Origin of the sequence: Synechocystis salina LEGE 00031 (genome assembly GCF_015207985.1) — a bacterium.
Classification (GTDB): Bacteria; Cyanobacteriota; Cyanobacteriia; order Cyanobacteriales; family Microcystaceae; genus Synechocystis; species Synechocystis salina.
On the sequence record NZ_JADEVV010000018.1, the window covers coordinates 39,763 to 66,311 of the forward strand.

Genomic DNA, 26,549 nt, shown 5'->3' on the forward strand with positions numbered 1-26,549 from the left:
ACCTTAAGAATCTGAAAATTTGCCCTAAGAATCTGAAAGAAGTCGAGCATTAGAACTCACTATACTTCGGTTAAATCAGATAAGAACATTTTGCGATGTTCATTAGGAGGTCAATATGCCTTATGTGACTGTTGGTCAGGAAAACTCTGCAACCATTGATATCTATTACGAAGACCTTGGGGCCGGTCAACCCATTGTTCTCATTCATGGATTTCCCCTCAACAGCCATTCCTGGGAAAAGCAGGTCTTGATGCTGCTAAATGCGGGGTATCGAGTAATTACCTACGATCGCCGAGGATTTGGTGCGTCTAGCCAACCCTCGCTGGGCTACGACTACGATACCTTTGCAGCCGATTTGAACACGCTGATGACCAAACTTGACTTGCATAATGCTGTGCTGGTTGGGTTCTCTATGGGAACCGGCGAAGTCACGCGCTATCTTGGCAACTATGGCTCAAAGCGGGTGCAAAAAGCCGTGCTGATGGCTCCAGTGCCGCCCTTCCTGCTCAAGACCGCTGATAATCCCGAAGGCGTTGACCAGAGCGTTTTCGATGGCATTATGAAAGCGATCGTTAAAGACCGTCCCGCTTACTTTTCTGAATTTTTCAGAGAATTTTTTAATGTGGATGTGCTGCTTGGCGAACGCATCAGCAACTATGCCATTCAAGCCTGCTGGAATGTAGCAGCCGGGGCTTCTGCTAAAGGAACTTTGGATTGTGTCCCTTCCTGGCTCACCGATTTCCGCGATGATCTGCCCCGGATTGGTATACCTACCCTAATCATTCATGGCGATGCTGATCGCATTTTGCCACTTGGATCCACCGCCGCCAGACTCCCAAAACTGATTAAAAACAGTCAGCTTGAGATTATCCCTGGCGGGCCGCACGCCATCAACTGGACTCACGCTGATCAGGTCAATCCCATGTTGCTAGACTTTCTTCAGCAGAAATAGTCAGTAATCTGCCGCATTTCTGACTGGTGAAAAATTGTGAATTCAGCCTGTCCACGTTTCCCATCCTGGTGACTGGCTGGCGTAGGCTAAACGTTCAGCACCTGGATCAAAAGAATTAATTACCACAAAAAAAAGGAACACTATGAATAAGCCCGAGTTTTTTGTCACCCCCGGCTATAGCGAACCCTAGCAATTGCTGGTGCGGGTTGGGAGCATGTTGTCCATGTCAATTCTTACCATGTTGGTGGTTTGCCCCCAGAGATGAACGATGTGATGGTCAGGCTATATCGCCATTACATGCCCAACCATGCCCCAATTTGGACACAGGTAGGAGTTGCGGCTCTTGGACTGCCAACGATGCGGATTGAAATCCGCGTGACTGCAATTGTTCCATGAGTTTTACAGTCCCGTGGCAGCTTCCCTGAAGACTATTTACCAATCTGCCACCGTCGCCCAGGCAGAACATGCCCTGACGGAGTTTGCCCAGAAATGGGACCAGCGTTACCCTGCCATCAGTCAGCTCTGGTTCCATACTTGGGAGTACATTATCACGTTTTTTGATTATCCACCGGATATCAGGAGGGTAATTTATACCACTAACGCTATTGAGTCTCTCAATCGTTCTTTTCGTAAGGTCATTAAAAACAAGGGAGTTTTCCCTTCCCAAGATTCTCTACTGAAACTTTTATACCTGTCTTTGCAACGTATTTGCCGTAAATGGACTATGCCCATCCAGCATTGGAAGGCGGCTCTTGCTTGTTTTGCTATTGAACACCCTAATTCTTTTCTTTTCTAATTTCCCCTTTACACAAATTTCTTGACACTCCCAGTCACGGTGGTTGCCTCGCGTTTTTTAGCGGCAGCTTGGGTGGCTTGTGCTTCTTGAGGGTCTCATCAAAGTTGCCGGAGGCAATATCCAGTTCGATCTGAGTCGATTTCTGCTGGGCCCCGATGCGATTGACTCGAGAATCAGGCAAGCCAACGGCTATGTAATGGCGTGTGCCTCCATAGGTAAAGCGTAATCTCAGCCTGCCTTTATCACTTTCTACCTTGACAAGGCTTCTATCTAGGTCGCGGCTCAGCGTCGGGCGTGCCGCTATGGGGATTTGCATAGTAAGTCATCTTCCTACCAATTTCCTCCCACTCAGACGTCCAAAAGCACCCAAAGGTGGCCAACCTCACCCCCCTTATTGACGATATGCTAAGGTCATCAAAAGGTTGATGCGTCGGCTACAAGGCTCTTCCACATTAGGTTTTAGAAGAATCGGGATGACAGGATTCGAACCTGCGGCCCCTTCGTCCCGAACGAAGTGCGCTACCAAGCTGCGCTACATCCCGCAATTCAGCCTTAAGATCCTAGCATAGGAGATATCCTTTCTGTGCGGTTGTTGAACACTTCCCTGTTTAGCCATCCGCCCAATTCTGTTTTTCTTCTGTGGAATCATCCCCGTCGTTAGCGGTTTCTCCATCTTCTGGATTTAAAGAATCAGTCGGTTGCTTCGGCAAATCTTCTGGTTCACCGGCGATCGCCTCAGGGACTTGTTCTGATGGAATTTCAGATTCACCCACTTCCCGGCCCTGCTGAATTTCAGTTTCGGGATCGGGAAATTCTCCCACTGTTTCCTCAATTACCACTGCCGTTGCTTCAGAGGTCGGGGGAAAAATATCTTCCGTCTCTTCCTCTGCTTCCTCCTGGATTATGTGGTCATCTTGCTCCACCACATCTAGGGGCTGTTCTTGTTCAGCGACATTTCCTGAGTCTGGCACCTCCACTAGGGTGATTTGTTGTTCAATTTGTACCGTTTCCACCACGGCAATTACCTGAGTTTCATCAGTTTCATTATTTTCTTCCTTGTCATCGGCAATCCCGTCGGAATTTTCCAGCACGCCATCGGAATTAACTGACGATAAATCTTCTCCCCAATCTTCCCCATCATCCCAGTCATCGCTTTCAACATTGGCGCTCTCAGATTCAGGGTTTAGGGTCTGTTCCACCACCGTTGGGGTTGATTGCTCCGCTTTAGCAGGGGGGCTAGCGGGCTTTTTACGACCAAACAAACGCTGGAAGAGTTTTGATTTCGGTTTTTTCAGCAAAACTTCCTCTGACTGATCGGCGGAAGATTTAACCGTTTTTTCTTCCGCCTGATCCGTTATTTCGACAATTTTTTCCACTGCTTCCTCGGCTTTTTCTACCACATCTTCCGCCACAGTCTCAGCAGTTTCATTCAATTCCTCCACTACGGTTTCCGCCGTTTCTATGACACCTTCCACTTCTTCGGAAATATCTGTACTCCCTTGAGCTATAGCTTCGGCAACTTCTTCGGTGATGGGAGACGGGACATTCACCGGGATAGAATCTTCTCCTAACTCTGATGGTTCAACGGTTGCCGGTAAGTCTTGTTTAACCGCTGCCGTCCCCGGTTCAATTTCGGTTTCAGTCTGTTTTCCGTCAGCATCTTTATCCTTTGCTGGAGTTTTGGCTTTGGGTTTACGTTGCAAGCCCCCGGCCAACCAATCCAACAGGGAAAAACTCGGAACTTCCACAATGGATTGTCTGGCGATCGCCGCCCGGAGTCGGAGAGTTTGCCAGGCAAAGGCCAACACCAACACCACCACGGCTGCCTGGCCGAGGAGAATCGCTCCAGTGAAACGTTGAGCACAGTTCCAGAGCACTAGGCCATAGAAAAAGCCTACGCCACTCCAAAGAAAATCGTCCTTGCGATGCAGTTTGGGGGCAAAAAATGCCGAAAAGAAAAAAGCTAGACTGGCCAAAGCCACTGCACCGGATAGCATCAACGCCAACATCGGAAGTTACTCCATCGAGAAGTTCACCTTTCCATTCTGCGTTATCTTGACCTTCCTGTTAAATTATCGTCTTCCCCTACTCTGTGCCCCTATGTCCTTACCCCCCAATGGCAAGGAGCGGGAACCATAATCGAAGATTCCGCCCCTCTCTGGATTTGTCCATGGGCAGTGATCTGGGATACCGATAAAAACTACAACCCCTATGCCTAGAATTTATTGAGGTTGATGCCGGCTTCTTTGGCCATGGCGTTAATGCCTTTGGATTCTAGAGTTTTAATGGCGGTGGTGGAAAGGCGTAGACGCACAAACCGGTTACCTTCGGGCCACCAAACCCGTTTCCATTGTAAATTCGCCTGTTGTAATTTTTTGGTGCGGCGGTGGGAGTGGGATACAGCAAAACCGTTATTGGCTTTTTTTCCAGTCAGTTGACAGCGACGGGCCATGGCAAATCTCCTTATGATCAGATAAAGTCCGATCTAACACTATATCAGAGGATTATGGTTGGGCGATCGCCAGGGATTAAAGTTGCTAGAATTTGATGCCGCTGGGTTGGTCGGGAGTGGCCACAATGCGATGGCAACCGGAACTGGGTTTGGCCCATTGATATTGATACTCCACTGGATTGCCCCAGCAAATACCCAAAAATAACTCGGTTTGGGTGCAGTCCAACTCTGCCCATTCCCCCTGTTCCCATAGTTCTGTAAAAGATTCCCGTCGCAGGGGTCGGTGATGGTGAGCGATTAGCCAGTAATTTAACTTCTCCGTATGTCGTTGCCAAAATGCCAATATTTCCCTTTTAACAGCCATCAATTTTTCCTTGTCCCCTTCCACCGCTGTTAACTGGTTATGGATTTCGGGAAACTCGATAGATTCCCCCTGGAAATGGCATTGCCGCCATACCAACCCCGAAACGTTATGTTGCCGTTGATATTGGTGGATTTGCTGACGGAAATCTTGATAGGCAAATACTTTCCCCACCTGGTCCAGGTCTATGGCCTTGGCCACAATGGGATTATCCAGGCGATCGCCGGGGGAGAGCAGCAGTCGTTTCCCCTGACAAGTGGCCCGTAGCTCCTGCTCCAAAATTTCTAGCAACTGCTGGGTTGTGTAGGTCATGGGGGGAGAGGGGACGTTAAAAAAACTTAATGGTACGACTTAACGAATCCGTTTAGGCTAATAAACTAGGCATATTTTTATCTTCCTTAACAGCCAACTTTTCATTCAACCCAAGATATACAGGTATTTTTAGCATGAGTGTCAACTTAGCTTCCCAGTTGCGGGAAGGGACGAAAAAATCCCACTCCATGGCGGAGAACGTCGGCTTTGTCAAATGCTTCCTTAAGGGCGTTGTCGAGAAAAATTCCTACCGTAAGCTGGTTGGCAATCTCTACTTTGTCTACAGTGCCATGGAAGAGGAAATGGCAAAATTCAAGGATCACCCCATCCTGAGCCAGATCTACTTCCCTGAATTAAACCGTAAACAAAGTTTAGAACAGGATCTGCAATTCTATTACGGTCCCAATTGGCGGCAGGAAGTAAAAATTTCTTCCGCTGGCCAGGCCTACGTAGACCGAGTGCGGGAAGTAGCCGCCACCGCCCCCGAATTGTTAGTAGCCCATTCCTACACCCGTTATTTAGGCGATCTTTCCGGTGGTCAAATTCTCAAGAAAATTGCCCAAAATGCCATGAATCTCCATGATGGTGGCACTGCTTTCTATGAATTTGCCGACATTGATGACGAAAAGGCTTTTAAAAATACCTATCGTCAAGCCATGAATGATCTGCCCATTGACCAGGCCACAGCGGAACGAATTGTGGCTGAAGCCAATGACGCCTTTGCCATGAACATGAAAATGTTCAACGAACTTGAAGGTAATCTGATCAAGGCGATCGGTATTATGGTCTTCAACAGCCTGACCCGTCGTCGTAGCCAAGGCAGTACGGAAGTAGGGCTCGCCACCTCCGAAAGCTAGATTCTCCTAGCATGACAATTTATCCAGGGAAAACTGGTGATTTTAGGGAACCGAATCAACCTAGAGTTGCCAGTTTTTCTCCGTCTGTTTAGAACCTGTTTGAGAAATCCCCCTAGCCCCTTAATTCTAGGAAAAATCGGACTTGCCCAAAGTCTCCTAACGTTGCCGGGAGCTTCATTAGTTCGATGTCAGGGTCAGGTTCTAGATCTTTCAGACGTACCTTCAGGTATTCGTAAACAAGTTACCCAAGCTCTTCAGCAATTTTCACCATGACCGTTTCTCCCACAACCCAACCCCAAACAACCCATTCCTTGCCACCGGCCGACGCAAAGCAACGGGTCAGCCAATTTATGCAGTCTCTCCAAGACGAAATTTGCCAAGGGCTAGAGGTCTTAGATGGTAAAGGCAAATTTCAGGAAGATAGTTGGCAACGGGAAGAAGGGGGCGGCGGCCGTTCCCGGGTTTTAACGGACGGAGATTTTTTGGAACAGGGAGGAGTTAATTTTTCTGAAGTCTGGGGCAAATCCCTACCCCCTTCGATTTTAAAACAGCGCCCCGAAGCAGAAGGCCATGAATTCTACGCTACGGGAACTTCCATGGTGTTACATCCCAAAAATCCCTACGTTCCCACGGTGCATCTTAATTACCGCTACTTTGAAGCAGGCCCGGTGTGGTGGTTTGGTGGTGGAGCAGATTTGACTCCCTACTATCCCTTTGCGGAGGATGCGGCCCATTTCCATCGCACGCTGAAGAATGCCTGTGACCAGACCCACGGGGAATTTTATCCGGTGTTTAAACGCTGGTGTGATGAGTATTTTTACCTGAAACATCGCCAGGAAATGCGGGGCATTGGGGGGATCTTTTTTGACTACCAAGATGGCAATGCTCCCCTCTACCGTGGCCCCGACGCCAGTGGCCCAGCAGCCCAATACAGTGAGCAATTGGCCCCCATTGCTCCCCTCGGTTGGGAAGATTTGTTTAGCTTTGCTCAACGCTGTGGTCGAGCATTTTTGCCAGCTTACAGCCCTATTGTGGAAAAACGTCGCCATACTGAATACGGCGATCGCCAGCGGCAGTTCCAGTTATATCGCCGGGGCCGGTATGTGGAATTCAACTTGGTCTATGATCGGGGCACTATTTTTGGTCTGCAAACCAATGGCCGCACGGAATCTATCTTGATGTCCTTACCCCCCTTGGTACGTTGGCAATATTGCTATAGCCCGGAAGCCGGTAGCCCAGAAGCCGAATTAACGGAAAAATTCTTGGTCCCCCAGGATTGGGTTAATAGCTGAAATCTGCACTAGTTTTTACCGTTTACATCTGCATTAGGTCGGGAATTAATCTTGGCCTAATGGGGAGGGGTAATAATGGGAACTAACCATGCTTTCAGGAAGGAGGCTCGTGCCATGTTGCTATCCCTAGACCGCATTAGTGTGCTTCCCGGTCAGACGTTGGTTTTAAAGGATGTGGACTGGGACGAATTTGAGGCCCTGTTGGAAGAACTGGGGGAACACCGTGGTTCTCGTATTGCCTACTGTCACAAGCAGTTGGAGGTCATGGCTCCCCTTGCCGAACATGAGATTGCTAAAGCATTAAGCGCCGATCTGATTAAGGTTTTATTGGAAGAACTAGACATTGAATTTTATCCCCTCGGTTCAACAACGTTTAAAAATAAATTTCTCGGCCTAGGTTTAGAGCCGGATAACTGCTTTTACATTGAAAATGAAGCGAAAGTGCGGGGTTTAAAGCGTTGGGATGCCGCCATTGATCCGCCACCGGATTTAGCCCTGGAAGTGGATCTCACCTCCCGCACCTATTTAGACATTTATGCCCAGTTGGGCGTGCCGGAAGTATGGCGTTTTAAGCACAGACAATTGGAAATTCATTGCCTGGAACAGGGAAAATATCAAGAGCAACAATTTAGCCGAATTTTTCCTAGCTTTCCCCTCAAGGAAATTATTCCTGCCTATCTAAAACGCATTGACGATGAGGGCCGCAACAAAACCATCAAGGCTTTCCGGGCTTGGGTAAGGTCCCAGATTGATGCTAAGAATTAGGGGTTGGCGATCGCCGCAAGGAAGTTAATGATTGAGCAAATGTTTTTAGGACAATTTCAGTCCCCCGGGCCGGTGATGTTCCAAGTGGGGAGCTTTGCCCTGCGCTGGTACGGATTTTTAATTGCCAGTGCCGTTATTATCGGCCTGAACCTATGCCAATGGTTGGGGCCAAAAAGGGGGATCAACCCTGATTTATTCAATGATTTAGTTATTTGGCTGGTGGTGGCGGCCATTCCTTCCGCTCGTTTGTATTATGTTTTGTTTGAGTGGCCCCGCTATGCTCAAGATTGGCTGAATATTTTTGCCATTTGGCAAGGAGGCATTGCCATCCATGGTGCCCTCATTGGTGGCAGTTTAGCTTTACTATTATTCAGTCGCCGCCATCATCTGTCCTTTTGGAATCTACTCGATGTGCTCACCCCGGCAGTTATCCTTGGCCAGGCGATCGGGCGCTGGGGTAATTTTTTCAACTCGGAAGCGTTTGGTGCCCCCACTAATTTGCCGTGGAAGTTGTATATTCCCTTTGCTAATCGCCCCCCTGATTTAACTAGCTATGCCTATTTTCACCCCACCTTCCTATACGAATCCCTCTGGAATTTAGGCGTTTTTGCCATGTTAATAACTTTATTTTTTTATGGTCTGCGACATCCTGAAAAAATCAAAACCGGTACGGTAGCCTGTGCTTATTTAATTGGTTATAGCCTTGGTCGAGTATGGATTGAAGGTCTAAGGCTAGACAGTTTAATGTTTGGTCCATTAAGGGTGGCCCAAGTAGTCAGTCTTGCGTTAGTTTTGCTAGGTTCCATCGGTCTTTTCTGGCTATATGGCCTGGGAAAAAATTTACCAGATTGGTCGGAGCAGAAGCTGGCAAAAAACTAATTTATCTCCCCTGGATAAATCAAATTAATCAAAAAAACTAGGATTAATTTTATGAAAAAAACAATTAATTACTGGGTAGAAAAATTAGCCCTACTGCCCCATCCTGAAGGAGGATTTTATAAGGAAACTTACCGATCGCCAGTGCAGGGTAGTTTTCATGGTTTCGATGGGGATAGGAATGTAGTCACAGGTATTTATTTTTTATTGACTAAGGATAATTTTTCCGCTTTCCACAGAATCAAATCCGATGAAATGTGGCACTTCTATGCCGGTGATAGCTTGGAAATTTATTGGTTTTCGCCCCAAGGAGAATTGGCAGTAATCAACCTGGGCTTGGACTTGGAAAAAGGAGAAGTACCCCAAGCCGTAGTTCCCCGGGATTGTTGGTTTGCCTCCAGGGTCAAACAGGGGGGAGATTATGCCCTGGTAGGTTGCACCGTTGCCCCCGGATTTGATTTTCAGGACTTTGAGTTGGCCAACAGGGAAGATTTGCTAAATATCTATCCCCGATCCGCTGAAATTATTAACCAGCTAACTAGGCAATAGTGGCAGGACTTGAGAGCCTAATACTAATATGGATCTCCTAATTAATATCTAATCATTTGATAATGGAGCATTTAAAATATTGGAGCAGGAAAAAGAATTTGCAAAAAACATACCTGTTTTCAACTAAAATTTCTAAAATTTGTTTGAAAGATTGTCTTTGACGCCAAACAACCTAAATTTTTAGGGTAAAACTTATATACAAACACTTTTCATACTAACCACATTTTTATTTTTCTTCTATAAAAATAAGAAAAGCTTATAATCGCCAATTAATCTATTACTTAAAATGAAAATTGTCTCTATCAAAATCAAAAATTATCGTGTGTTTGAAGATATTGAAATTAATAATATTCCTGGTTTTTGTGTGATTATTGGTGCCAATGGAACGGGAAAATCAACTCTATTTGATATTTTTGGCTTCCTTAGGGATGCTCTCAAAAATAACATTCGTCAGGCTCTTCAAATCAGAGGGGGCTTTAACGAAGTTATAACCAGGGGAAAGGAAAAAGAAGATATAGAGATAGAAATAAAATTTCGCATGGAGATACTTGGAACAGAACGTTTAGTAACTTATATTCTTATCATTGGGCAGGAAAATAAAAAAGTTGTTATTAAGCGAGAAATTTTACGCTATAAACGAGGTGAATATGGTTCGCCTTACCACTTTCTCGATTTTCAAAAAGGACAAGGATATGCTATTAGAAATGAAGAAAGCTTTAAAAGTGACGAAGAATTAGAGCGAGAAGAGCAAAGGCTTGAATCTGCGGACATATTAGCAATTAAAGGATTAGGGCAGTTTCAGAGATTTAAAGCTGCTAATGCATTTCGTTCCTTAATTGAAAACTGGCATGTTTCAGATTTTCATATTAACGATGCTAGAGGTAGCAAAGATGCACTTTACGCCGAGCATCTTTCTCCCACTGGAGACAATATGGCGATCGTAGCAAAATATATTTATGACGAACACGAGGAAATATTTGAACAAATTTTAGCAAAAATGAAAGAAAGAGTTCCCGGTGTTGATCAAGTAGAAGCGGCAGAAACAGTGGATGGTCGATTAATTTTAAAGTTCCAAGACCAAGCTTTTAAAGATCCCTTTATTGATCGTTATGTTTCTGATGGCACTATGAAAATGTTTGCCTATCTGATTTTATTGTTTGATCCTAAACCTCACCCTTTACTCTGTGTCGAAGAACCTGAAAATCAATTATATCCAACTCTTTTGCAAGAACTTGCTGAAGAATTTGCCAGCTATGCCCATCGCGGTGGTCAAGTTTTTGTTTCAACTCATTCCCCTGACTTTCTAAATTCAGTACCTTTAGATAGTATTTTTTGGTTAATAAAAATTGAAGGTATTACTAAAATTGAAAAAGCAACTGACCATCAAATTCTTAAAGACTTGATTGCAGAGGGAGATCTCCCTGGTTATCTCTGGAAACAAGGATGGTTTGAAGGAGTTGCGCCCTAATGAGTTATGACTTAATTTTTCTTCTGGAAGAACCTTCTATTAAAAGTGTTTTGGAAATTCTTTTGCCTAAAATACTGCCGGAAAATTTTAGCTATAAACTGATTCCTCACGAGGGCAAACAAGACCTTGCTAGATCAATTCCTACGAAGATAAAAGCATTTCAATTTAGTCCTAGTACAAAGTTTGTAATTGTTCACGATCAAGATTCCCATAATTGTAAAAGCCTCAAAGAAGAATTATTAAAAATTTGTCGGAAATCAGGAAAAGAAGATGTGTTAATTCGTATTATTTGCCATGAACTTGAATCATGGTTTCTTGGAGATCTTGCCGCCGTTGAAAAAGCCTATAATCTTAGACCTCGTGGATTAAGCCAAAAACAAAATCAACAAAAGTTTCGTGATCCTGACAAACTCAACTCCGCTAAACATGAGCTCAAAAAGTTAGTCGGTGAATATTATGCTGGAACTCATTCCAAGAAAATTGCTCCTTATTTATCACTGACAAATAACAAATCCCATAGCTTTCAGGTCTTTATAAATGGGATGAAAAAATTGGTTTAAACGGAGGCTGGGCTTAATTGTTGGCGGGCCCGCTGGAAAAATCCTTGCAATACAGCCCGACGCTGATTTTGCTCAAAGGTTTGTTTGACCACTGCGGTCAGTTTTTGCCAGTCCCATTGGGGTTCACTCAGGTCAGGACTTTGACTTTCGAGGAAAGTGATCAAGCTCAAGCCAGCAATGCGAGTCAAGTAAGCGGCGCTCAGTCCTTGTAGGGCACCACCGGCCAAGTAAGTGAGGGGTTGACTTTTTAACAGTGCCCCCAGGGCTTGGGTGGATAGTTCCACCATACCTAGTTTGATCAGAATTGCCCCCATCTCCTTTGCTACAGTTTGGGCCTGGGACAGGGAAATTTTTTGATGGTACAGCTCCCCTAAATCCCAAACCAGTTGACCATTGATGGCGATCGCCGTCAGCAGATCTAGATTGGCCACCGGATTAACCAAGGCCGTGCCGGCGGCTAACCATTGGGCCTGCTCTACCAAGGGCAGGGCTAGGGTGCGACGATTTTCCCGCCACCGTTCCTCCACTTCTTGGTTAATAGCCTGACATCGACGCCATTGTTGACCCAGAACCAGGGATTCCCACTGCTCTGCGGCCCGTTGTTGGAGTTGGGAGATTAAATTCCCCAGGTCGGGGGGAGGCGTTTCCTGATCATTCTCCCATTGGCCATCGGCTAAATAACGACGAATTTGGATCGCCTGGGGGGCCGCACTAATGGGGATAACCGGGTTGGGATTACCCAATTGATTAACTTGATGCTGCAGTTGGTCCCAGAGGGTTTGCCGATCGCCGATCGGGTAAATATCCTGCTTATTAAATAACAATTGCCAATGGTGATGGTGGGTTTGTAAAAACTCCAACACCTGCCACTGGGCACTGGTCAGATCTCCGGTGGTTAGCACCAATACCCAATGGGCATCCGCCATGGACTGGGCCATGGTTTCCGGGGGTGTTTCCGCCGCCACCACCTGCCAATTGAGAATTAGGGGTTTTTCTTCCTCCCCTGGGGTGAGTTGGGAAGGCAATAGGTCCAATAAACTAGTTTTGCCACTGCGTTTTTCCCCCAGGACAATACCGTTCAATGCCTGGGGTTGGGGAGCCGGTTGTTGTAATGCTTGGAGTTCCTGGGCTAAATCTTCCAAGGCCAAATCCGGTGCCTGGGCCCGACGACGGGCCAACAACTTTTCCCCATTGGCGATCGCCGTTTGCAAAACCTCTGGAGTTAACGCCGGCCTCTGCTCCGGGGAGACTTGATAACGCCGCCGCCAGCGCCAGATGACCAATCCCAAACCAGATAAAATCCATAATCCCCATTGATCCCACGGTTGTTCGGCACTGTGGGTAGCAGACCAAAGCCCCAGTAGGGCTGATAGGCCAATTCCTCCTACTACGAGAGGCTTTTTCAACACAGTCTTAAACCCCGTTTTTAAACCTGGTTGCCCCATGGCTTCCCTTCCCCTTCAAGCTAATCCAACTAGGCCGAATAACCCAGCAAACTAACCTGGATTTTGGCTAATCCCATCCTACCGGAATCAGGGGAAGAACGGTTGCTTTTGCCACAGACCTTCCCACTCCTTCACGGCGATCGGTGGACTAAATAAATAGCCTTGGCCGTAGTCACAGCCTTCCAGGCGGAGAAAGTCCCATTGTGCAGGAGTTTCAATGCCTTCCGCAATCACTTCTAGCTCCAAATGATGAGCCATGGCAATAATAGCCCTTACCAAACCGACGGTATTTTGATCGTCAGGCAGTAGTTCGACGAAGCAACGATCAATTTTGAGGGAACTAAAATCGAATTTACGCAGATAGTTTAAAGAGCTATAACCTGTACCAAAATCATCTAAAGAAAGACTGATATTTTCCTCTTTTAAATCACTTAAATTCTTTAATAGATCGCCATTTTCTTCTAGAATTAAATTTTCTGTAATTTCCAACTCTAGCTACTCCGGACGTACCTGATAGCGTTGTAAAAATTCTCGCAAAATACTGACAAAATAGCCATCTTTTAACTGCCGGGGTGAAACATTAACGGACAACCAAAAAAGCTTATCCCCCAGAGGTATATGCCAATGGGCCACCTGGCGACAGGCATTATCCAACAACCATTCCCCCAACTCCACAATTAAACCCAGCTCCTCCGCAATGGGAATGAATTGGTCCGGGGGCACGGCTCCCAGCCGTCCATTTTGCCAACGCATCAAGGCTTCAGCTCCAGCAATTTCCCCCGACTTGAGGTTAACAATGGGCTGATAAAAAATCTTAAACTCCTGACGGGCCAGGCCCTGCCGCAATTCGGACTCCATAACAATCCTCTTTTGGGCCGCCTGATTCATGTGGGGAGTGAAGAAGCGAAACATATTGCGCCCAGCCAATTTGGCTGCATACATGGCCGTGTCGGCATTGCGTAGTAACGTATCTGCCTGGAAGCCGTCGTCGGGAAACACCGTGATGCCAATGCTGCCATGGACAAAAAATTCCATTCCCTGCAAATTGACCGGTTGCCGCATTACCCCCAATAACCGTTGGGCGATCGCCGTTAATCTGCGGCTATGGGCAACTTGGTCGACAATAATTAAAAATTCATCTCCCCCCAAGCGAGCCACTGTGTCGGTTTGGCGTAGGGCCCGCTGTAGTCTTTCTGATACTTCCACCAAAAGTTGGTCCCCTGCATTGTGGCCGAGGGTATCATTCACCTTTTTGAAATTGTCCAAATCCAGAAACATTAAGCCGACCAAATGCTTATGGCGCAGGGCAGATTCGATTGCCTGCTGGAGACGATCCTTAGCCAAAATACGGTTAGGCAATCCAGTTAAATGGTCATAGTGGGCCTGGTGAAAGAGGGCCGCTGCCTGTTGTTTTTCCTTGGTGATATCTTCTTTAACCGCCACGTAATGGGTAATAATGCCCTGCTGATTGCAAATGGGAGAAATGGAAGCCCTTTCCCAATACAATTCACCATTTTTTCTGCGGTTGTGAAACTCCCCATGCCAAGGGCGACCGGAAGCCAAAGTGCGCCACATTAGTTCATAATCATCTTTGGTTTTATCACCGGATTTTAAAATTCTGGGGTTGCATCCCACCACTTCTTCTGAGCTATAACCAGAAACTTCCTCAAATTTAGGATTTACATAGGTGATATTGCCTTCAACATCGGTAATCACAATGGAAGCTGGACTTTGTTCACAGGCTTGGGAAAGAATTTTTAACTGCTTTTCCGCCTTTCTGCGTTCAGTAATGTCTCGCATCACAAATAGCAAGCAATTTACCTGATTGAATTCTATGGGTTCCCCAGACAGCAACATTGTGCGGATTTGTTGCTGGTAATCACAAACTTCTACCTCCCAGTTATTAAACTTGACCTCACTATCCTGCTGCCACAACAATAAGTCCCGTAGAAATCGCTGCCGCTGTTGTTCATCCACCCAGAAATTAAATTGTTGATGAATCACTCCCACCAGTTCTTGTTTGACTAAACCAAAAAAATCACAAAACTGCTGATTAACATCCATGATGCAACCACTACTGCGACCATAGATAAAAATAGGGTCAGGATTTTGATTAAAAGCCACAGAAAAATTAATTTCTGATTGCATTAATGCGGTTTGAGTTCGTTCATTTTTTTGAATTTGTTCTTCTAGCTGCTGATTCTTTTCTGTCAGAGCTTGATTTGCTTGGTATAGCTTCAGCTGTAGTTGTAAACGAGTTAATATTTCTGCTTGCTGAAATGGTTTATGAATGTAATCCACTGCCCCCAATTCTAAACCTTTGACAATGCTTTCTTGGTCAGTCAAAGCGGAGAGAAAAATAACTGGAATTTTGGCAGTGGTGGGGGTTTCTTTGAGGCGACGACAAACCTCAAAGCCATCCATTCCGGGCATCATAATATCGAGAATAATGATGTCAGGCTGCACCTGAAAAATTTTCTGGATGGCCGTTGCGCCCTCTTCTGCGGTGAATACCCGCCAACCCAAGCTCTCGATAAAACGGCGGAGAACTTTAAGGTTCAAGGGGCTATCGTCAATGGCAAAAACAGTGGTAGTTTGGGGGGAGGACATTGACGTCTCGGGGATAGGCTAAAAATTAATTCTGTTCAATCTGGGGATAATGCCAGTGGAGTGTCCCCTAACCCTAAACAAATTCTAGCAACTACAGTGAAGCTCTATGCTATTCTCCGAGAATATGTAGCCCTAAATTTTCCATTGAATCGATAGTTGAACTGCGCTAGGATTGGCGCTGTAGCTAACTCTAATTAACCGTGTTGGGGTTACCATTTTCCTTTATTAAGTTCCATGGCCGTTGCTTCTCTGCCTTTTTTGCCCCAGCATTTCCCCCACAGCTCTAGCTGTTCCGTCAAAGATTTACCTCCCCAGCAACAAATGGCGATCGCCCAGGCTTTGGCCGAGCCGGAACATGCCCCTAGTCATTGGGTGGCTCCAGAAAGTCAGCAAGAGTTGCAATCCCTATTGGGTGAGTGCCATCAAAACAATTGGCCAATTATTCCCTGTGGCAACCAAAGTAAACTGGCTTGGGGCGGTTTGGCTAAGCCGGTGCAGTTACTGTTGAGCAGTGGTCGTTTGAATAGCATTGTTGACCATGCGGTGGCAGATTTGACCGTGACGGTGGAAGCGGGGGTAAAACTCAAGGATTTGCAGGCTATATTGCAACCCCATCAGCAATTTTTGCCCCTCAATCCCCTCTACCATGACCAAGCAACGGTGGGCGGCATTATGGCCACAGGTTGTGCCGGGCCTTGGCAACAGCGTTACGGTGGAGTGCGGGATTTGGTGCTGGGTTTCTCCTTTGTCCGGTGGGATGGACAACTCGCTAAGGCCGGCGGCAGGGTGGTTAAAAATGTGGCTGGTTATGACCTGATGAAACTTTTCATTGGTTCCTACGGCACGTTGGGTTTTATTTCCCAAATCACGTTTCGTCTTTATCCCCTACCTTCCCATTCCCAAACCGTTTTTTTGACTGGTAATGGGGCCCGGCTGACCGAACTCAGTCAAGCCCTCCGGCGATCGGGACTGGCCCCCACCGCGGCTCTGATCTGTTCCCAGGGTCTAGTGGGAGAATTAAACCTTGGGAAAGAATTGGGTTTACTCATCCGTTTCCAAAACCTCGAGCCGGTGGTGCAAGCCCAGGTCGGTGAGGTGGAAAAGCTTGCCCAAGCCCTCACCCTAGAAAGCGAATCCTTTGCACATCAGGAGGAAATTGAACTCTGGCAACGGTGGGAAAATGCCATGGCAGGGCAAAACATTATGGGCTCTATACTCTGTAAGTTTGGCCTCTTGCCCGCTAAAGCGGTGGAGTTTCTGCAACAGTTGCCGGGATTAGGACACGTACAGTTGGGCAATGGCATTGGTTGGGTCCGTTTTGGCCAGCTTGACCGGGAAGAATTACGCCAGCACAGGCAAATTTGTCAAAATTATGGCGGTTACCTAACGCTACTAGAAGCACCTCCCGCATACAAAAAACACTGTGACGTTTGGGGCCAGAGTGGCCATGGTTTAGCTATGATGGGCCGCCTAAAAAATCAGTTTGACCCCCCCCATCTTTTTAGTCCTGGCCGCTTTGTAGGCGGTTTTTAGCCATTGAAAATTGCAGTCCGATAGAAGTTTACTTCATACTTCATTCCCGCAGAAAGGATAGCTCAGACCTTAACTGGCACAACGAAAACCGACTAAAACTTGCCTAGTCCAGGAATGGTACCAATTGCGGAAGCTAGCCCTCAAGCCCCAACTGCGGGTAGCCCAACTTCCGCCCCGCATCACCCGATGTTTTCCATCAAAATAGACCTGGGAGTAACCCCGATAGGGATAGGGTTGAAAATTTTTGTAGGGTTCAAAAGTAGAAGCAGTCCATTCCCAGACGTTGCCCAACAGATCATAACAGCCGCCTTGATCGCGACCCTGGTCATAATAATTGACAGGGGTAGTTTGCCCATGGTGATTATTAAAGTTACATAGCTCCAGGCTGGGCAAGGCTTCTCCCCAGGGATAGGTGCTGGAGTGATGCTCCCCAGACCAACGGGCCGCCCTTTCCCATTCCTGCTCTGTAGGTAAGCGTTTACCAATAAAGTGGGCATAGGCCTCTGCTTCATAGGCACTCACTCCGTAGACGGGATGATCCTGGGTTTTACTTTCGGGTTGCCAATAAAGCGGTGCTGTAATGTTGGCCGTTGATCGCCATTGCCAACCGGCCTCTGTCCAGTATTTGCTTTGTTGATAACCACCGCTATCGATGAATTGTTGATATTGGGCTTGGGTAACAGGGTATTTATCTAGCCAGAATTGTTCCACTTCGACCCCATGGGCAGGGCGTTCGTTGTCTTGGGCCCAGATTTGTTCGCTACCTTGGCAAAAGGCTCCGGCGGGAATGGCCACCATGGCCGCTTCCAAAGGAGATTTTTGGGAGTCAGTGGAGTAATGAGGTTGATCAAGCCCTAGGTCAATGCCGGCTAAATGGCTGAGAAAACTGATGGTTTCGCTATGTTGGACTTCGTGCTGTAGGAGCCACCACCATAACCTTGTCTTGCTCTGATCCCAAGGAGACGGGGCAGATTGCCATACCCGTTCCACAGCCCCTCTCACGTCTCCTAAATATTGCTTAATGGCTTCCCGGTCGGGCAGGGCGCAACGCTGGGCCTTGGGCAAACCATCGGCTCGGAATAGCTTTTGGTAGGCTGGGCCATGGAACCGTTCCCGTTCTGGCTCCGGCAATAGCCACAGGGCTTCGGTAAAAGCGATGTGACCAAAGTGCCAATCAATGGGGCTAAAATCTGGGTGCCATTGGCGATCGCCTAAGGCCGGGGGAATGCGATGCAACAGGCGGAGGGTTTCTTGACGACACCGCTCCATTGCTTGCCCAATAGTTTCAATGTTTTCAACCACAGTGCTGAGGGAAAGCCGACTAATCGGCCATGGTTGATGGTTGGTTAATAATTTCTACCCGGGAAGTGAGGAAACGATCCATCCAACTTTCTAGGTAAGCTCGGTTAGCCTCCTGTTCCTGGGGATTATCGGTCTCCAGGGGGTGGGGGGCCAAACCGCGGATGGCGGCGGTGGTAACACAAAACATGGATTTTTGAAAAGTTTCACAAATTTGCACCAGTAAATCCCCTTCCTGCCTTAGGGATGCCTGATAAACCTGCTGGAGATAGTCCGGCAAAAAGTGGCGCATATCCTGCATGAGCAAGGTGGGGGGGATGCCGGCTCCACCAACGGGGAGGGGATCGGCATAGAGGGCTCCATAGGTAAATAGGCTTTGGTCGGGGGGGATTTGTCCTGCCTGGGCGTTATAGGAAATGGTGCCAGGGAAGGGAGTACCCCGGAAAAACACTGCCTCCACATAGGGCACGGCGGTTTCCATCAAAAAAGCTAAATTGGCACTGGGGGGCAAAACATCATAGCTAGTTCCCCCCAACTCCACCCGGTAAACAATGGGACGGGCAGCATCGGCCACTAAACCGTCTTGGATATGTTGCACCACAGCGGGAATGGTTTTAATTTCTCCCCGGTCATAGCGGTCAGATAAATTCAAAAAGATATCCGCCATTACCCGCCAGAATTGACCCAGGGCGGAATAGTAGGCCATCATCCGCATTTGTTCAGGCAAAAATTCAGGAAAAATTTGATTAAGCAGTTGCACAAAGGGATTACCTTTGATTTTCGCTTTAATTAATTTTTTAACGTTGGCTTTGAACTCCGCACTATCTAGGTATTCGTCCAATTTCCCCCCCCCATGCCACATCATCGCTTTCATGCAATATTCTGCATACTCGTAGTTAATGCGATTGTGCCACCAATGTTTCAGTAGGCGATCGCCGTTGATATTGCCGTTGAAATATTTAAAAAAGGGAAATAACTTCAGATACTGGGTATGGGCAATGTGTTGCAGATTGATGGAATAGGCATCGAGAATAACGCCATAGCTTTTGAGAATGCCCACCACTTCCAGCGTGTTCTCCGGCGAATCCGTCAACAGGGCTTGTCCTGCCTCTAGGTTTTGAATATATTCTCTGAGGGGATGACGGGACGGAGCGAGGGTAGTTTGGGTCATAACTTCAGGACTATGGTTTCGATGCAGAAGCTCATAATAGCGCCCATTATCCCAGCAATCCAGGCCAGAATGTGAGGGGAGGAGGAAATTTCTTCACGCCTAATCCCGTCCCCTCCCAGAAAACATCGCCAACCTCCCCAAATTCATGGAAATCGACAACTAACCGCCAAATAAGAGGGTTTGGATTTCCTGCAACTGGGGCTTCATCACATCCAACTGGTCCTGCAGGGGTTGCAGAGCCGCCCTCAACAAACGGGCTTGGGCTTCCAGTGCCGCCGTCTGCTTTTGTAGATCCTCCACTTCCTGGCGATCGTGTTCAAAATTATTCTTTTTCCCCTGGTACTGCTGGTCGAGGTTGGCAATCATCGTTTCAATTTCCCCTAAACCCTGCTTAGTGGACTGCAAATCCTGTTCCAGCTTGGTTTTTTCCCCCTGGAGTTTATGCTTGCGCTCCTCCAATTGTTGGATAACTGGATCCAAATCAATGTTGGGAATACTGTCGTCAATTTCCACAATGCCCTGACGGCGACGGAGAATTTTTAAGTGTTGCAACAACACTTCCTGCCGTTCCTTGAGGTTGCGGCGCTGGCCAATGAGGGTTTCGTCCAGCATGCGCTTCCTTTCCTGTTCTTCGTTCAACTCCTCCTCAATGGTTAGGCGACTGTACTCATCGGCGGCGTCTAGGCGGGCCTGGATGGCATCCACTTCTTCGCACTGTAGGGTCAACTCTTCTTCTTGGTCATTAACAAAGCGGGCCAGTTTTTGCATATCTGTTTGCAATGCTTTAACTGTTTCCTCCAGTTCCCCCAGGGGCAATTGCTCCAGGTGTTGCACATCAATTTGATGATCTTTATTAACACTCATCGCGCCGGTGGCCAGCCGATAGAGATTGGTTTGTAAGCTTTCAGCGGCCGCAATTTCAGCTTTCAACTGGGTCAAGAGCTTTTGCCCATTCACCACCCCCTGCTGTTCCACCGTCAGTTGCACTTTAGCTTTGGTCAACTCTTGAGCAATGGCATCTAATTCTTGCCCATGGATGGCCAATAATTCCTGTTTTTGCTGGATTAATGCCTGGTTCCTACCTAATTCTTGTTCAGCGTTAGTAACCACCTGCCAATGGTCATTGAAGACTTGTTGCTGTTGCTCGGCGCTTTGCTGGGCATTGGCAGCGGCCTTGAATAGGGCAGGGATGGCCTCGGGGTAAGCCCCCAAGCGCTGGAGTATCCCCTGTAACACTTCCCGATTTTCGGCGCTATTTTCGAGCAAACTGCCAAACTGTTGTTGGAGTTCGGCTAGTTGCTCCCTTTGCCCTTCCAATTTTTGCCGGGCCTGCTCCACCTCATATTTTTGCTGTTCTACCTGGGCAAGTTGATTGGCCCGGTCTTCAACTTCCGATTCCTTGGCTTCAATTTCCATTTCCCGCTGGCTCAGTTCCTGGAACTGAAAGGTGAGGGATTCTCGCCAACGTTCAATTTCGCTTTGTTGTTCTTTGAGTTTTTCCGAGAGGCGGGAGAGTTTTTGCAGTTGCCGCACTAACTCCGGCGCCGCCACTTCTGGAGTTCCTTGCAGGGCACGACTATTACTCAGGTTTAGAATCCAAAGGGTTCCCTCCCTGGCTTCTCCCATGTCGTCGGTTTGGAAGTTTTCTTCATTAGGCAGGGCACTCCAGGTCTGGTCGCTGTGCTGACAGGCCAGAAGCTTGAACTCGGTTTTGTAACCGCCTAAAAAGTTTTTGGTTTGTTTCTTAATTTCAGCCAGATAGAGCACAAGTCGTTGTCCTGAGCAGTGGAGACGATTTTGTCGGGAAAGTTCTCGCTTTATTCTAATCTTAAGCTCGCCAGTGGGCAGGGCCACAGAAATTTTTTTAGCCTACCCCCGCAGTAATTGGGCGAAAATCTGACCGCACTGCTTCTATTCTGCCTCCAGCCAGGCAAAAATTGTCAAAAAAAAGGAGGTGAAGGAGATTTTCCCTCGCCTGCCGTTCGTGATAAGTGGTAAAAGACCAAGCGGATGGTCCGCTAGCGGGGAGTAATTACCGGTTCATAAATCAACCAGTGTCCTTAGCCAACGGACTTTTTTTGCCTAGTCCCTACAGTCATCGTCCCTGTCACCGGGGCATTTGCCGTTATAAACAACGGTATGTTCCTCGAGACTAGAAAAAGCCGCCGTTGCCGCCGTTTCCAGGCCGATGATCATCACTAGGGCGATCGCCAAGGGACCGGCCCAAGAGCGCATCGCCCGACGGACAGATTTGTGGGGTTTGGGATGCTGTAATTTCATCAGCTTCTCTCCTTGACACGTCCTAACACACCGAGACCAAATTAGAGCTTGACTGCTCTACTACCACCATAGGCGTCCCCCCCAAGACATGTCAGTCCCATCTTTAGGGGGATGAACATGGAAAAAAGTGGAATAGGGCAAAATCACTGACGATTCTTTTTGCTACTGTTAACCACTGATTAATGGAGTTAATTGCCCCGGTGCTTGGGTTGGGGTTAGGCAAGCTATGGCAGTTGTGGTGACGGAGCAAGCTGTTTTTTGAGCTATCCTTGGGAAGTGCAACCGCCTAGGCAGGGGAATTGGATCTGGATGCTACGTCGCATAAGTCAATTGGCGATCGCCATGGTTTTAGCTTTGGGGTTAATATCCCTGGCGTTATTGACCATCCAAAATGTCACCCCGGTGGCCCTGAGCTTTTTAACATTGCAATCCATTGAGATGCCGGTGGGTTTGCTGTTGGTGTTTGCCGTGGCCGGGGGATTAGTGGTGGGCAGTTTGTTGGTCCCGTTGTCCGGTGGTAGTCGGCGGCGGGGTATACCTTCCCAACAACAATTAGACCGGGAATTCGATTTTGACGATCTTGTATGAATCCCTTATTGCAATGGTTGGGGGCCATGCCAGCTTCTTTACGATCGCCATTGGCAATTATTTTAGGCGCCATACCAGGGGCTTTGGCCCGCTACTATGCCACTATTTTTCTGGCTAGAATTTTTGGCAATGATTTACCCTATGCCACTTTTTTAATTAATTTTTCCGGTTGTGTGGGTATTGGGTTAGTGGTCACCTTGGCGACCCAGCCTGCTTTACTGTCCCCGGATTTAAGGTTACTTTTAGCAGTGGGATTTTTGGGCTCTTACACAACCTTTTCTACTTATGCCTTGGAGGTAACGTCCCTCTGGCGCACGGGACAGTTGGCCGAGGGCATACTCTACGGTTTAGGAAGTCTGGTGATCGGGGCGATCGGTGTATTGCTGGGCAGTTTAATTGCCCATCGCCTTAGCATCTAGGATTACTGACTTGTTCAACGTTGTCCTGTGGCTAGTTGGGGTCTGCGACCCAGCAAACCAGTCATCAAACGCAGGGCTAGCTTTTTCGCCGGGGGCACTAGGCGCAACACTTCTAAGCCCAACCTCCTCAAGGCGATCGCCGGTGGCCAATGACTAGAAAAGAAACGATCCAGCAAGTCGGTAAAACCGAGGATCAGCCAATTTTCCGGTTTGCGCCAATGTTCATAGCGTTTGAGCACGGCTAGAGAACCCCAATCCTCCCCTTGATTATGGGCAGTGGCAATGACCTGGGCCAACGCCGCCCCATCCCGAATACCTAAATTTAAACCCTGACCTCCGACGGGATGGCAACAGTGGGCCGCATCTCCTATCAGCGCTAAACGGGGTTGCACATAGCAATCGCTCTGCATTAGTTGCACTGGAAATAAACGACGGGCATTGACCAAACGAAATTCCCCTAGGCGATCGCCAATGCGTTGACGCAATTCCCCAATAAAATCTGCTTCCGGTAGGTTAATTAGGCTATGGGCTTTATGGTGGGGCATAGTCCAGACAACCTGGGCCCGATCGCCGGGTAGGGGCAAAATTCCCATGGGGCCAGTGTCACAAAAACGCTCAAAGGCGGTGGTATTGTCGGGGGCTTGGTGCTGAATGGTGAAAGCCACACAGGATTGCCAATATTTCCAACCCTTCGTTTTAATGCCGGCCAGGGAACGAATGCGGGAACGTGCCCCGTCCGCCGCTACCAACAATTTGGTTTGTAGGGTGATTTCCTTGTCTTCCTGTTGGAGGGTGACCTGTTTGTGCTTTTCTCCCTCCGTAAAACCGATCAGCTCAGCAGGACGAAACCAGGTAATGCGGGGACATTGCTCTACACAATTTTCCAACGCCTGCAGAATGACTGGATGTTCCGCCACATGCCCCAGGGCCAATTCATTGACATCTTCCTTAGTAAAAGGGACAGTGCCTTGATAGTCGTTATCGGAAATTTGGATGCGGTCGAAATGGCCGATGGAGTCCTTAATATTCTCCCAGACCCCCAGCCCCGCTAAAATTTTGCCCGACAGCAGGGAAATGGCATAGGCTTGGGGCTTAGTAAGGGCCTGCTCCTTGGGTAACGCTTCGATAATGGCAATTTTCAGTCCCGTATGGCGCAAACCCGCCGCTAATACCAGCCCTACAACGCCTCCCCCGGCGATCGCCACATCAAATTGGTTCTCAGTTATGGAAGCGGCTACGGAAGTCATAGAGAAAGCACTGGGACAATTTGGTCTCGTCGTCAATGGCAGTGAAACACTTCCAGGGCAAGGCATTTACCGCCATGGTTGACAACGATAATTGTATCTAATTGTAACGTTGTTTCCCTTCCCTGTCCGGGGGACGGGGTGTTGACAGAAAGTTGAACAATATTGTTACCGGGATTGAGCTGGCGATCGCCACCTTCCATCAACGCTTTAGCCGATATAAATAACAACTAACTACAACTAACTACGACCGACCCCCAGGTAACGGAAACCGGACTGTTGCAACTTGGCTTTATCGAGGAAATTACGACCATCAATGATCACCGCTTGGTGCATACGGCTGGCCAGGGCCGGAAAATCCAGCTTTAAAAACTCCTGCCATTCCGTCACCAAAATTAGGGCGTCACACTGGTCTGCCAACATAGCTGGGGTCGACTCAATTTGCACCCCCGACAGCCCATGGCTTACCCCGGACTGGGAAACAATCGGGTCGTAGGCTTTTACTTTGGCCCCCAAGCGATTCAGTTGCTGAATAATGTTCAGAGCCGGAGCATCCCGCATGTCATCTGTATCGGGCTTAAAGGTCAATCCCAACAGGCCAATCACCTTGCCTTTGAGGATTTTCAACTCCTGCTGTAATTTTTCCACCACAATCAGCCGTTGTACTTGGTTTACCTCCACCACAGCATTCAAAATGGAGGTGGTGTAGCCATAGTCCTTGGCGGTGTGGATCAAAGCAGACACATCCTTCGGAAAACAGGACCCCCCCCAACCAATGCCTGCGTTGAGAAATTTACTGCCGATGCGGGAATCTAAGCCAATGCCCTGGGCCACTTGGCTCACATCCGCCCCCACCCGGTCACAGATATTAGCCACTTCATTGATGAAACTAATTTTGGTAGCTAAAAAAGCATTGGCCGCATACTTAATCATTTCAGCGGAACTGAGGTCAGTCATCACCACCGGCACCGGCGGCAGATCGGGATTTTCCCCCACCCGCCTTTCAATCAGGGGCGTGTAAAGTTCCCGCATCAAGGCCAACGCCTGGGGATTATTGCCCCCCAATACAATCCTGTCTGGGTTAAAGGTATCGTAAACCGCAGACCCCTCCCGCAAAAATTCCGGATTGCTCACCACGTCAAAGTTGACGGCGATCGCCTGACCCGTTTGTTGTTGATGGGCCTCATTGCCTTCGGTGACAATCATCCGCACCCAATCCCCGGAACCAATGGGCACCGTTGATTTATTGACAATTACCCGATACTTTTCATCCAAATGCTCACCAATACTGCGGGCCACCGCTTCCACATAACGGGTATCACTGGAGCCATCCTCCAGGGCTGGGGTTCCCACGGCGATAAAAAGAATTTCACTTTCCCGCACCCCTTTGCCCAAATCGGTGGTGAATAGCAATCGGTCGCTGTCCATATTAGCCACCATCAATTCCGATAGCCCAGGCTCATAAATGGGGGACTGCCCCGCGCGCATGAGCTTGACCTTTTCCTCGTTGTTATCAACACAGATTACTTGATGGCCAATGTGGGCCAGGCAAACCCCGGTGACTAAACCCACATATCCCGTTCCGATAACACAAACACGCATTGATTAGTTCTATTGAATGAATTAAATGAATTATTGATCAATTGCTCAAGCTGACCCGGTGGACCGGAGGCCGGAAAATAAGCCTAAGCGTAGGGGATACCTCCCCCCCTGTCAATGGACTTTGCAGGGCTTTAGTCTGGTTATTCTCAACATTTCTCAATCAACTCGGCAGTGAATACATGATCTAACAAGCCAGTTAATTAAGACAAAAATTAAGGCTTAGATCAAATAAAATTATCTTTGCAGGAAAACTACGAAGTAACTGTGATAACCATCTAAGTCGGTATGCGCCGCTTGTAAAAGATGGATTGAGTAATAAAAAATCGTCGGTGATTATGGTTTAAAACCTCACCCTAATTTGAAAATATATTAAGAAATCCTCATTTAAACTGTTTTTCATTGGATAATTAAGGCAAGAGGAAAGCCAGGGGGCAGGAAAATAAGCTAATCGATAACCTAGTCCTGGTTCGTTAGTCCAGAGAGCCAGAACCTCCCCATTTTCTCAAACTTGCCCACAAGACAACTGTTGAGTTTCCCTGATAGGGACGGAGGTTATGATGAAATTAAATCAGATGTTACAAGATCTTGTGCAGTATTTTACCGAAGCATTCGCCAGGGTTTTTGGCCCTTCCGACGACGAATATCCCACCGTTGGTGTTCAACCTTTTGAAGGCGAAATTTTGGTTAAAAATGCCGAGGAATAATCCATTTTTTGGCTAACAAATATCCCCAATAATTAGCTCAGGCTATCCTTGGCCCCTGACGTTAGATCGTTGGGGGTCTGCCTTTGAATGACGACACAATTCTTCTCTGGCGACGAACTTGCCCAGAGTCTGTTTGCTGGGTTAGAGTTTATCCCCTAAAACTCCAGCAATGCCAGGGGATTTTTCTCTAGTTTCCTACCAAACTTGGCAGGGTACAGGGAGACTTTTAAAACACTCTCTGGAGCAGTGGCAAGGAAATTTTAGGTTTTGAAGACACTCCATGAATCCTGATTGACTGACAAAAGTTTAAGAGGACTCGTAGGAATAGACCTGGAGAGTAAACTCAAGGGCATAAAGGCGGCGGTGATGCTGACGAAGGGAAGCCATAGCCGGTTCAGGGTCTTGATGGGAGAA

General features: G+C 47.7%; 25 protein-coding genes, 1 tRNA gene and 2 pseudogenes. 14 read left to right on the forward strand and 14 right to left on the reverse strand.

The window, feature by feature from the left end; translation table 11 throughout:
- Nucleotides 1-115 precede the first annotated feature (115 nt).
- The 3 genes and pseudogenes from IQ217_RS08010 to IQ217_RS08020 all read left to right on the forward strand — a co-directional run.
- Nucleotides 116-952: an alpha/beta fold hydrolase gene (locus IQ217_RS08010; protein ID WP_194019539.1), complete on the forward strand. Its 837-nt coding sequence runs from the start codon at nucleotides 116-118 to the stop codon at nucleotides 950-952.
- A gap of 192 nt (nucleotides 953-1,144) precedes the next feature.
- On the forward strand, nucleotides 1,145-1,348 hold the full coding sequence (locus IQ217_RS19490) for a Rid family hydrolase (RefSeq protein WP_420826678.1): 204 nt from the start codon (nucleotides 1,145-1,147) through the stop codon (nucleotides 1,346-1,348).
- A gap of 13 nt (nucleotides 1,349-1,361) precedes the next feature.
- Nucleotides 1,362-1,748, forward strand: a pseudogene (locus tag IQ217_RS08020) (transposase); the annotation flags it as partial.
- Nucleotides 1,749-1,782: 34 nt separating this feature from the next.
- Here IQ217_RS08020 and IQ217_RS19495 read toward each other — a convergent pair.
- The 5 genes from IQ217_RS19495 to IQ217_RS08045 form a co-directional block, all read right to left on the reverse strand.
- The gene (locus tag IQ217_RS19495; protein WP_194019541.1) at nucleotides 1,783-2,064 is read right to left on the reverse strand and encodes an Arm DNA-binding domain-containing protein; all 282 of its coding nucleotides are present in this window, start codon (nucleotides 2,062-2,064) and stop codon (nucleotides 1,783-1,785) included.
- A gap of 152 nt (nucleotides 2,065-2,216) precedes the next feature.
- Nucleotides 2,217-2,290: transfer RNA gene (locus IQ217_RS08030), tRNA-Pro, on the reverse strand.
- A 66-nt stretch (nucleotides 2,291-2,356) separates the two neighbouring features.
- A complete protein-coding gene (locus tag IQ217_RS08035; protein ID WP_194019542.1) occupies nucleotides 2,357-3,757 on the reverse strand; it encodes a Ycf66 family protein in 1,401 nt (466 codons plus the stop codon).
- A 206-nt stretch (nucleotides 3,758-3,963) separates the two neighbouring features.
- Nucleotides 3,964-4,200: a 50S ribosomal protein L28 gene (gene rpmB / locus IQ217_RS08040; protein ID WP_010871496.1), complete on the reverse strand. Its 237-nt coding sequence runs from the start codon at nucleotides 4,198-4,200 to the stop codon at nucleotides 3,964-3,966.
- 85 nt (nucleotides 4,201-4,285) lie between these two features.
- Nucleotides 4,286-4,873 (reverse strand): hypothetical protein, encoded by a 588-nt coding sequence (locus IQ217_RS08045; RefSeq protein ID WP_194019543.1) that lies wholly within the window; start codon nucleotides 4,871-4,873, stop codon nucleotides 4,286-4,288.
- A gap of 134 nt (nucleotides 4,874-5,007) precedes the next feature.
- Between IQ217_RS08045 and IQ217_RS08050 the strand changes: the two genes are divergently transcribed.
- The 7 genes from IQ217_RS08050 (at nucleotide 5,008) to IQ217_RS08080 (ending at nucleotide 11,240) form a co-directional block, all read left to right on the forward strand.
- Complete coding sequence (locus IQ217_RS08050) at nucleotides 5,008-5,730, forward strand: biliverdin-producing heme oxygenase (protein WP_190598230.1); 723 nt, start codon at nucleotides 5,008-5,010, stop codon at nucleotides 5,728-5,730.
- A 269-nt stretch (nucleotides 5,731-5,999) separates the two neighbouring features.
- On the forward strand, nucleotides 6,000-7,022 hold the full coding sequence (hemF, locus tag IQ217_RS08055; RefSeq protein ID WP_194019544.1) for an oxygen-dependent coproporphyrinogen oxidase: 1,023 nt from the start codon (nucleotides 6,000-6,002) through the stop codon (nucleotides 7,020-7,022).
- Between the two features lie 114 nt (nucleotides 7,023-7,136).
- The gene (locus tag IQ217_RS08060; protein WP_194019545.1) at nucleotides 7,137-7,787 is read left to right on the forward strand and encodes a Uma2 family endonuclease; all 651 of its coding nucleotides are present in this window, start codon (nucleotides 7,137-7,139) and stop codon (nucleotides 7,785-7,787) included.
- Nucleotides 7,788-7,814: 27 nt separating this feature from the next.
- The gene (lgt, locus tag IQ217_RS08065) at nucleotides 7,815-8,666 is read left to right on the forward strand and encodes a prolipoprotein diacylglyceryl transferase (protein WP_194019563.1); all 852 of its coding nucleotides are present in this window, start codon (nucleotides 7,815-7,817) and stop codon (nucleotides 8,664-8,666) included.
- A 51-nt stretch (nucleotides 8,667-8,717) separates the two neighbouring features.
- Nucleotides 8,718-9,212, forward strand: a complete 495-nt coding sequence (locus IQ217_RS08070; protein WP_194019546.1) for a cupin domain-containing protein — start codon at nucleotides 8,718-8,720, stop codon at nucleotides 9,210-9,212.
- 286 nt (nucleotides 9,213-9,498) lie between these two features.
- Nucleotides 9,499-10,680, forward strand: coding sequence for an AAA family ATPase (locus tag IQ217_RS08075; protein WP_194019547.1), 1,182 nt, complete (start codon nucleotides 9,499-9,501; stop codon nucleotides 10,678-10,680).
- Nucleotides 10,680-11,240 carry a DUF4276 family protein gene (locus IQ217_RS08080; RefSeq protein ID WP_194019548.1) on the forward strand — a complete coding sequence of 187 codons (561 nt, stop codon included), beginning with the start codon at nucleotides 10,680-10,682 and terminating at the stop codon, nucleotides 11,238-11,240. The genes IQ217_RS08075 and IQ217_RS08080 overlap by 1 nt, the downstream gene beginning before the upstream one ends.
- Here the strand turns inward: IQ217_RS08080 and IQ217_RS08085 are convergent.
- Nucleotides 11,237-12,685: a slr1306 family protein gene (locus IQ217_RS08085; protein ID WP_194019549.1), complete on the reverse strand. Its 1,449-nt coding sequence runs from the start codon at nucleotides 12,683-12,685 to the stop codon at nucleotides 11,237-11,239. The two genes, IQ217_RS08080 and IQ217_RS08085, sit on opposite strands and share 4 nt — an antisense overlap.
- Nucleotides 12,686-12,772: 87 nt before the next feature.
- Nucleotides 12,773-15,295 (reverse strand): annotated as a pseudogene (locus IQ217_RS08090) (two-component system response regulator).
- Between the two features lie 234 nt (nucleotides 15,296-15,529).
- Between IQ217_RS08090 and IQ217_RS08095 the strand changes: the two are divergent.
- Nucleotides 15,530-16,828 carry an FAD-binding oxidoreductase gene (locus tag IQ217_RS08095; RefSeq protein ID WP_194019550.1) on the forward strand — a complete coding sequence of 433 codons (1,299 nt, stop codon included), beginning with the start codon at nucleotides 15,530-15,532 and terminating at the stop codon, nucleotides 16,826-16,828.
- Between the two features lie 69 nt (nucleotides 16,829-16,897).
- On the opposite strand, the gene IQ217_RS08100 is transcribed toward IQ217_RS08095, so the two are convergent.
- From IQ217_RS08100 to IQ217_RS08115, 4 genes are all read right to left on the reverse strand, one after another.
- The gene (locus IQ217_RS08100) at nucleotides 16,898-18,130 is read right to left on the reverse strand and encodes an SUMF1/EgtB/PvdO family nonheme iron enzyme (RefSeq protein ID WP_194019551.1); all 1,233 of its coding nucleotides are present in this window, start codon (nucleotides 18,128-18,130) and stop codon (nucleotides 16,898-16,900) included.
- 19 nt (nucleotides 18,131-18,149) lie between these two features.
- Nucleotides 18,150-19,298: a CO2 hydration protein gene (locus IQ217_RS08105; protein ID WP_194019552.1), complete on the reverse strand. Its 1,149-nt coding sequence runs from the start codon at nucleotides 19,296-19,298 to the stop codon at nucleotides 18,150-18,152.
- Nucleotides 19,299-19,457: 159 nt separating this feature from the next.
- Nucleotides 19,458-21,065, reverse strand: coding sequence for a pilus motility taxis protein HmpF (hmpF, locus tag IQ217_RS08110; protein ID WP_194019553.1), 1,608 nt, complete (start codon nucleotides 21,063-21,065; stop codon nucleotides 19,458-19,460).
- 315 nt (nucleotides 21,066-21,380) lie between these two features.
- A complete protein-coding gene (locus IQ217_RS08115) occupies nucleotides 21,381-21,578 on the reverse strand; it encodes a hypothetical protein (protein ID WP_190598219.1) in 198 nt (65 codons plus the stop codon).
- A 309-nt stretch (nucleotides 21,579-21,887) separates the two neighbouring features.
- Here IQ217_RS08115 and IQ217_RS08120 point away from each other — a divergent pair, with 309 nt between their 5' ends.
- On the forward strand, nucleotides 21,888-22,166 hold the full coding sequence (locus tag IQ217_RS08120; protein WP_194019554.1) for a lipopolysaccharide assembly protein LapA domain-containing protein: 279 nt from the start codon (nucleotides 21,888-21,890) through the stop codon (nucleotides 22,164-22,166).
- Complete coding sequence (gene crcB / locus IQ217_RS08125) at nucleotides 22,163-22,585, forward strand: fluoride efflux transporter CrcB (RefSeq protein WP_194019555.1); 423 nt, start codon at nucleotides 22,163-22,165, stop codon at nucleotides 22,583-22,585. Before IQ217_RS08120 ends, crcB begins: the two co-directional genes overlap by 4 nt.
- A 14-nt stretch (nucleotides 22,586-22,599) precedes the next feature.
- Here crcB and IQ217_RS08130 read toward each other — a convergent pair whose 3' ends face one another.
- The 3 genes from IQ217_RS08130 to IQ217_RS08140 are packed head-to-tail and all read right to left on the reverse strand — an operon-like array spanning nucleotide 22,600 to nucleotide 25,431.
- Nucleotides 22,600-23,832: an FAD-dependent hydroxylase gene (locus tag IQ217_RS08130; protein ID WP_194019556.1), complete on the reverse strand. Its 1,233-nt coding sequence runs from the start codon at nucleotides 23,830-23,832 to the stop codon at nucleotides 22,600-22,602.
- 32 nt (nucleotides 23,833-23,864) lie between these two features.
- Nucleotides 23,865-24,059 carry a hypothetical protein gene (locus tag IQ217_RS08135; RefSeq protein ID WP_194019557.1) on the reverse strand — a complete coding sequence of 65 codons (195 nt, stop codon included), beginning with the start codon at nucleotides 24,057-24,059 and terminating at the stop codon, nucleotides 23,865-23,867.
- 10 nt (nucleotides 24,060-24,069) lie between these two features.
- Nucleotides 24,070-25,431 (reverse strand): UDP-glucose dehydrogenase family protein, encoded by a 1,362-nt coding sequence (locus tag IQ217_RS08140; RefSeq protein ID WP_194019558.1) that lies wholly within the window; start codon nucleotides 25,429-25,431, stop codon nucleotides 24,070-24,072.
- 572 nt (nucleotides 25,432-26,003) lie between these two features.
- Here IQ217_RS08140 and IQ217_RS19210 point away from each other — a divergent pair.
- A complete protein-coding gene (locus IQ217_RS19210) occupies nucleotides 26,004-26,135 on the forward strand; it encodes a hypothetical protein (RefSeq protein ID WP_255512810.1) in 132 nt (43 codons plus the stop codon).
- The last annotated feature ends 414 nt before the right edge of the window (nucleotides 26,136-26,549 follow it).

What these genes read in the sequence shown, in the direction of transcription:
- IQ217_RS08010 (WP_194019539.1), top strand. Translation starts at nt 116, where the DNA reads ATGCCTTATGTGACTGTTGGTCAGGAAAACTCTGCAACCATTGATATC.
- IQ217_RS19495 (WP_194019541.1), bottom strand. Translation starts at nt 2,064, where the DNA reads ATGCAAATCCCCATAGCGGCACGCCCGACGCTGAGCCGCGACCTAGAT.
- IQ217_RS08035 (WP_194019542.1), bottom strand. Translation starts at nt 3,757, where the DNA reads ATGTTGGCGTTGATGCTATCCGGTGCAGTGGCTTTGGCCAGTCTAGCT.
- rpmB (WP_010871496.1), bottom strand. Translation starts at nt 4,200, where the DNA reads ATGGCCCGTCGCTGTCAACTGACTGGAAAAAAAGCCAATAACGGTTTT.
- IQ217_RS08045 (WP_194019543.1), bottom strand. Translation starts at nt 4,873, where the DNA reads ATGACCTACACAACCCAGCAGTTGCTAGAAATTTTGGAGCAGGAGCTA.
- IQ217_RS08050 (WP_190598230.1), top strand. Translation starts at nt 5,008, where the DNA reads ATGAGTGTCAACTTAGCTTCCCAGTTGCGGGAAGGGACGAAAAAATCC.
- hemF (WP_194019544.1), top strand. Translation starts at nt 6,000, where the DNA reads ATGACCGTTTCTCCCACAACCCAACCCCAAACAACCCATTCCTTGCCA.
- IQ217_RS08060 (WP_194019545.1), top strand. Translation starts at nt 7,137, where the DNA reads ATGTTGCTATCCCTAGACCGCATTAGTGTGCTTCCCGGTCAGACGTTG.
- lgt (WP_194019563.1), top strand. Translation starts at nt 7,815, where the DNA reads ATGATTGAGCAAATGTTTTTAGGACAATTTCAGTCCCCCGGGCCGGTG.
- IQ217_RS08070 (WP_194019546.1), top strand. Translation starts at nt 8,718, where the DNA reads ATGAAAAAAACAATTAATTACTGGGTAGAAAAATTAGCCCTACTGCCC.
- IQ217_RS08075 (WP_194019547.1), top strand. Translation starts at nt 9,499, where the DNA reads ATGAAAATTGTCTCTATCAAAATCAAAAATTATCGTGTGTTTGAAGAT.
- IQ217_RS08080 (WP_194019548.1), top strand. Translation starts at nt 10,680, where the DNA reads ATGAGTTATGACTTAATTTTTCTTCTGGAAGAACCTTCTATTAAAAGT.
- IQ217_RS08085 (WP_194019549.1), bottom strand. Translation starts at nt 12,685, where the DNA reads ATGGGGCAACCAGGTTTAAAAACGGGGTTTAAGACTGTGTTGAAAAAG.
- IQ217_RS08095 (WP_194019550.1), top strand. Translation starts at nt 15,530, where the DNA reads ATGGCCGTTGCTTCTCTGCCTTTTTTGCCCCAGCATTTCCCCCACAGC.
- IQ217_RS08105 (WP_194019552.1), bottom strand. Translation starts at nt 19,298, where the DNA reads ATGACCCAAACTACCCTCGCTCCGTCCCGTCATCCCCTCAGAGAATAT.
- IQ217_RS08115 (WP_190598219.1), bottom strand. Translation starts at nt 21,578, where the DNA reads ATGAAATTACAGCATCCCAAACCCCACAAATCTGTCCGTCGGGCGATG.
- IQ217_RS08120 (WP_194019554.1), top strand. Translation starts at nt 21,888, where the DNA reads ATGCTACGTCGCATAAGTCAATTGGCGATCGCCATGGTTTTAGCTTTG.
- crcB (WP_194019555.1), top strand. Translation starts at nt 22,163, where the DNA reads ATGAATCCCTTATTGCAATGGTTGGGGGCCATGCCAGCTTCTTTACGA.
- IQ217_RS08130 (WP_194019556.1), bottom strand. Translation starts at nt 23,832, where the DNA reads ATGACTTCCGTAGCCGCTTCCATAACTGAGAACCAATTTGATGTGGCG.
- IQ217_RS08140 (WP_194019558.1), bottom strand. Translation starts at nt 25,431, where the DNA reads ATGCGTGTTTGTGTTATCGGAACGGGATATGTGGGTTTAGTCACCGGG.
- IQ217_RS19210 (WP_255512810.1), top strand. Translation starts at nt 26,004, where the DNA reads ATGTTACAAGATCTTGTGCAGTATTTTACCGAAGCATTCGCCAGGGTT.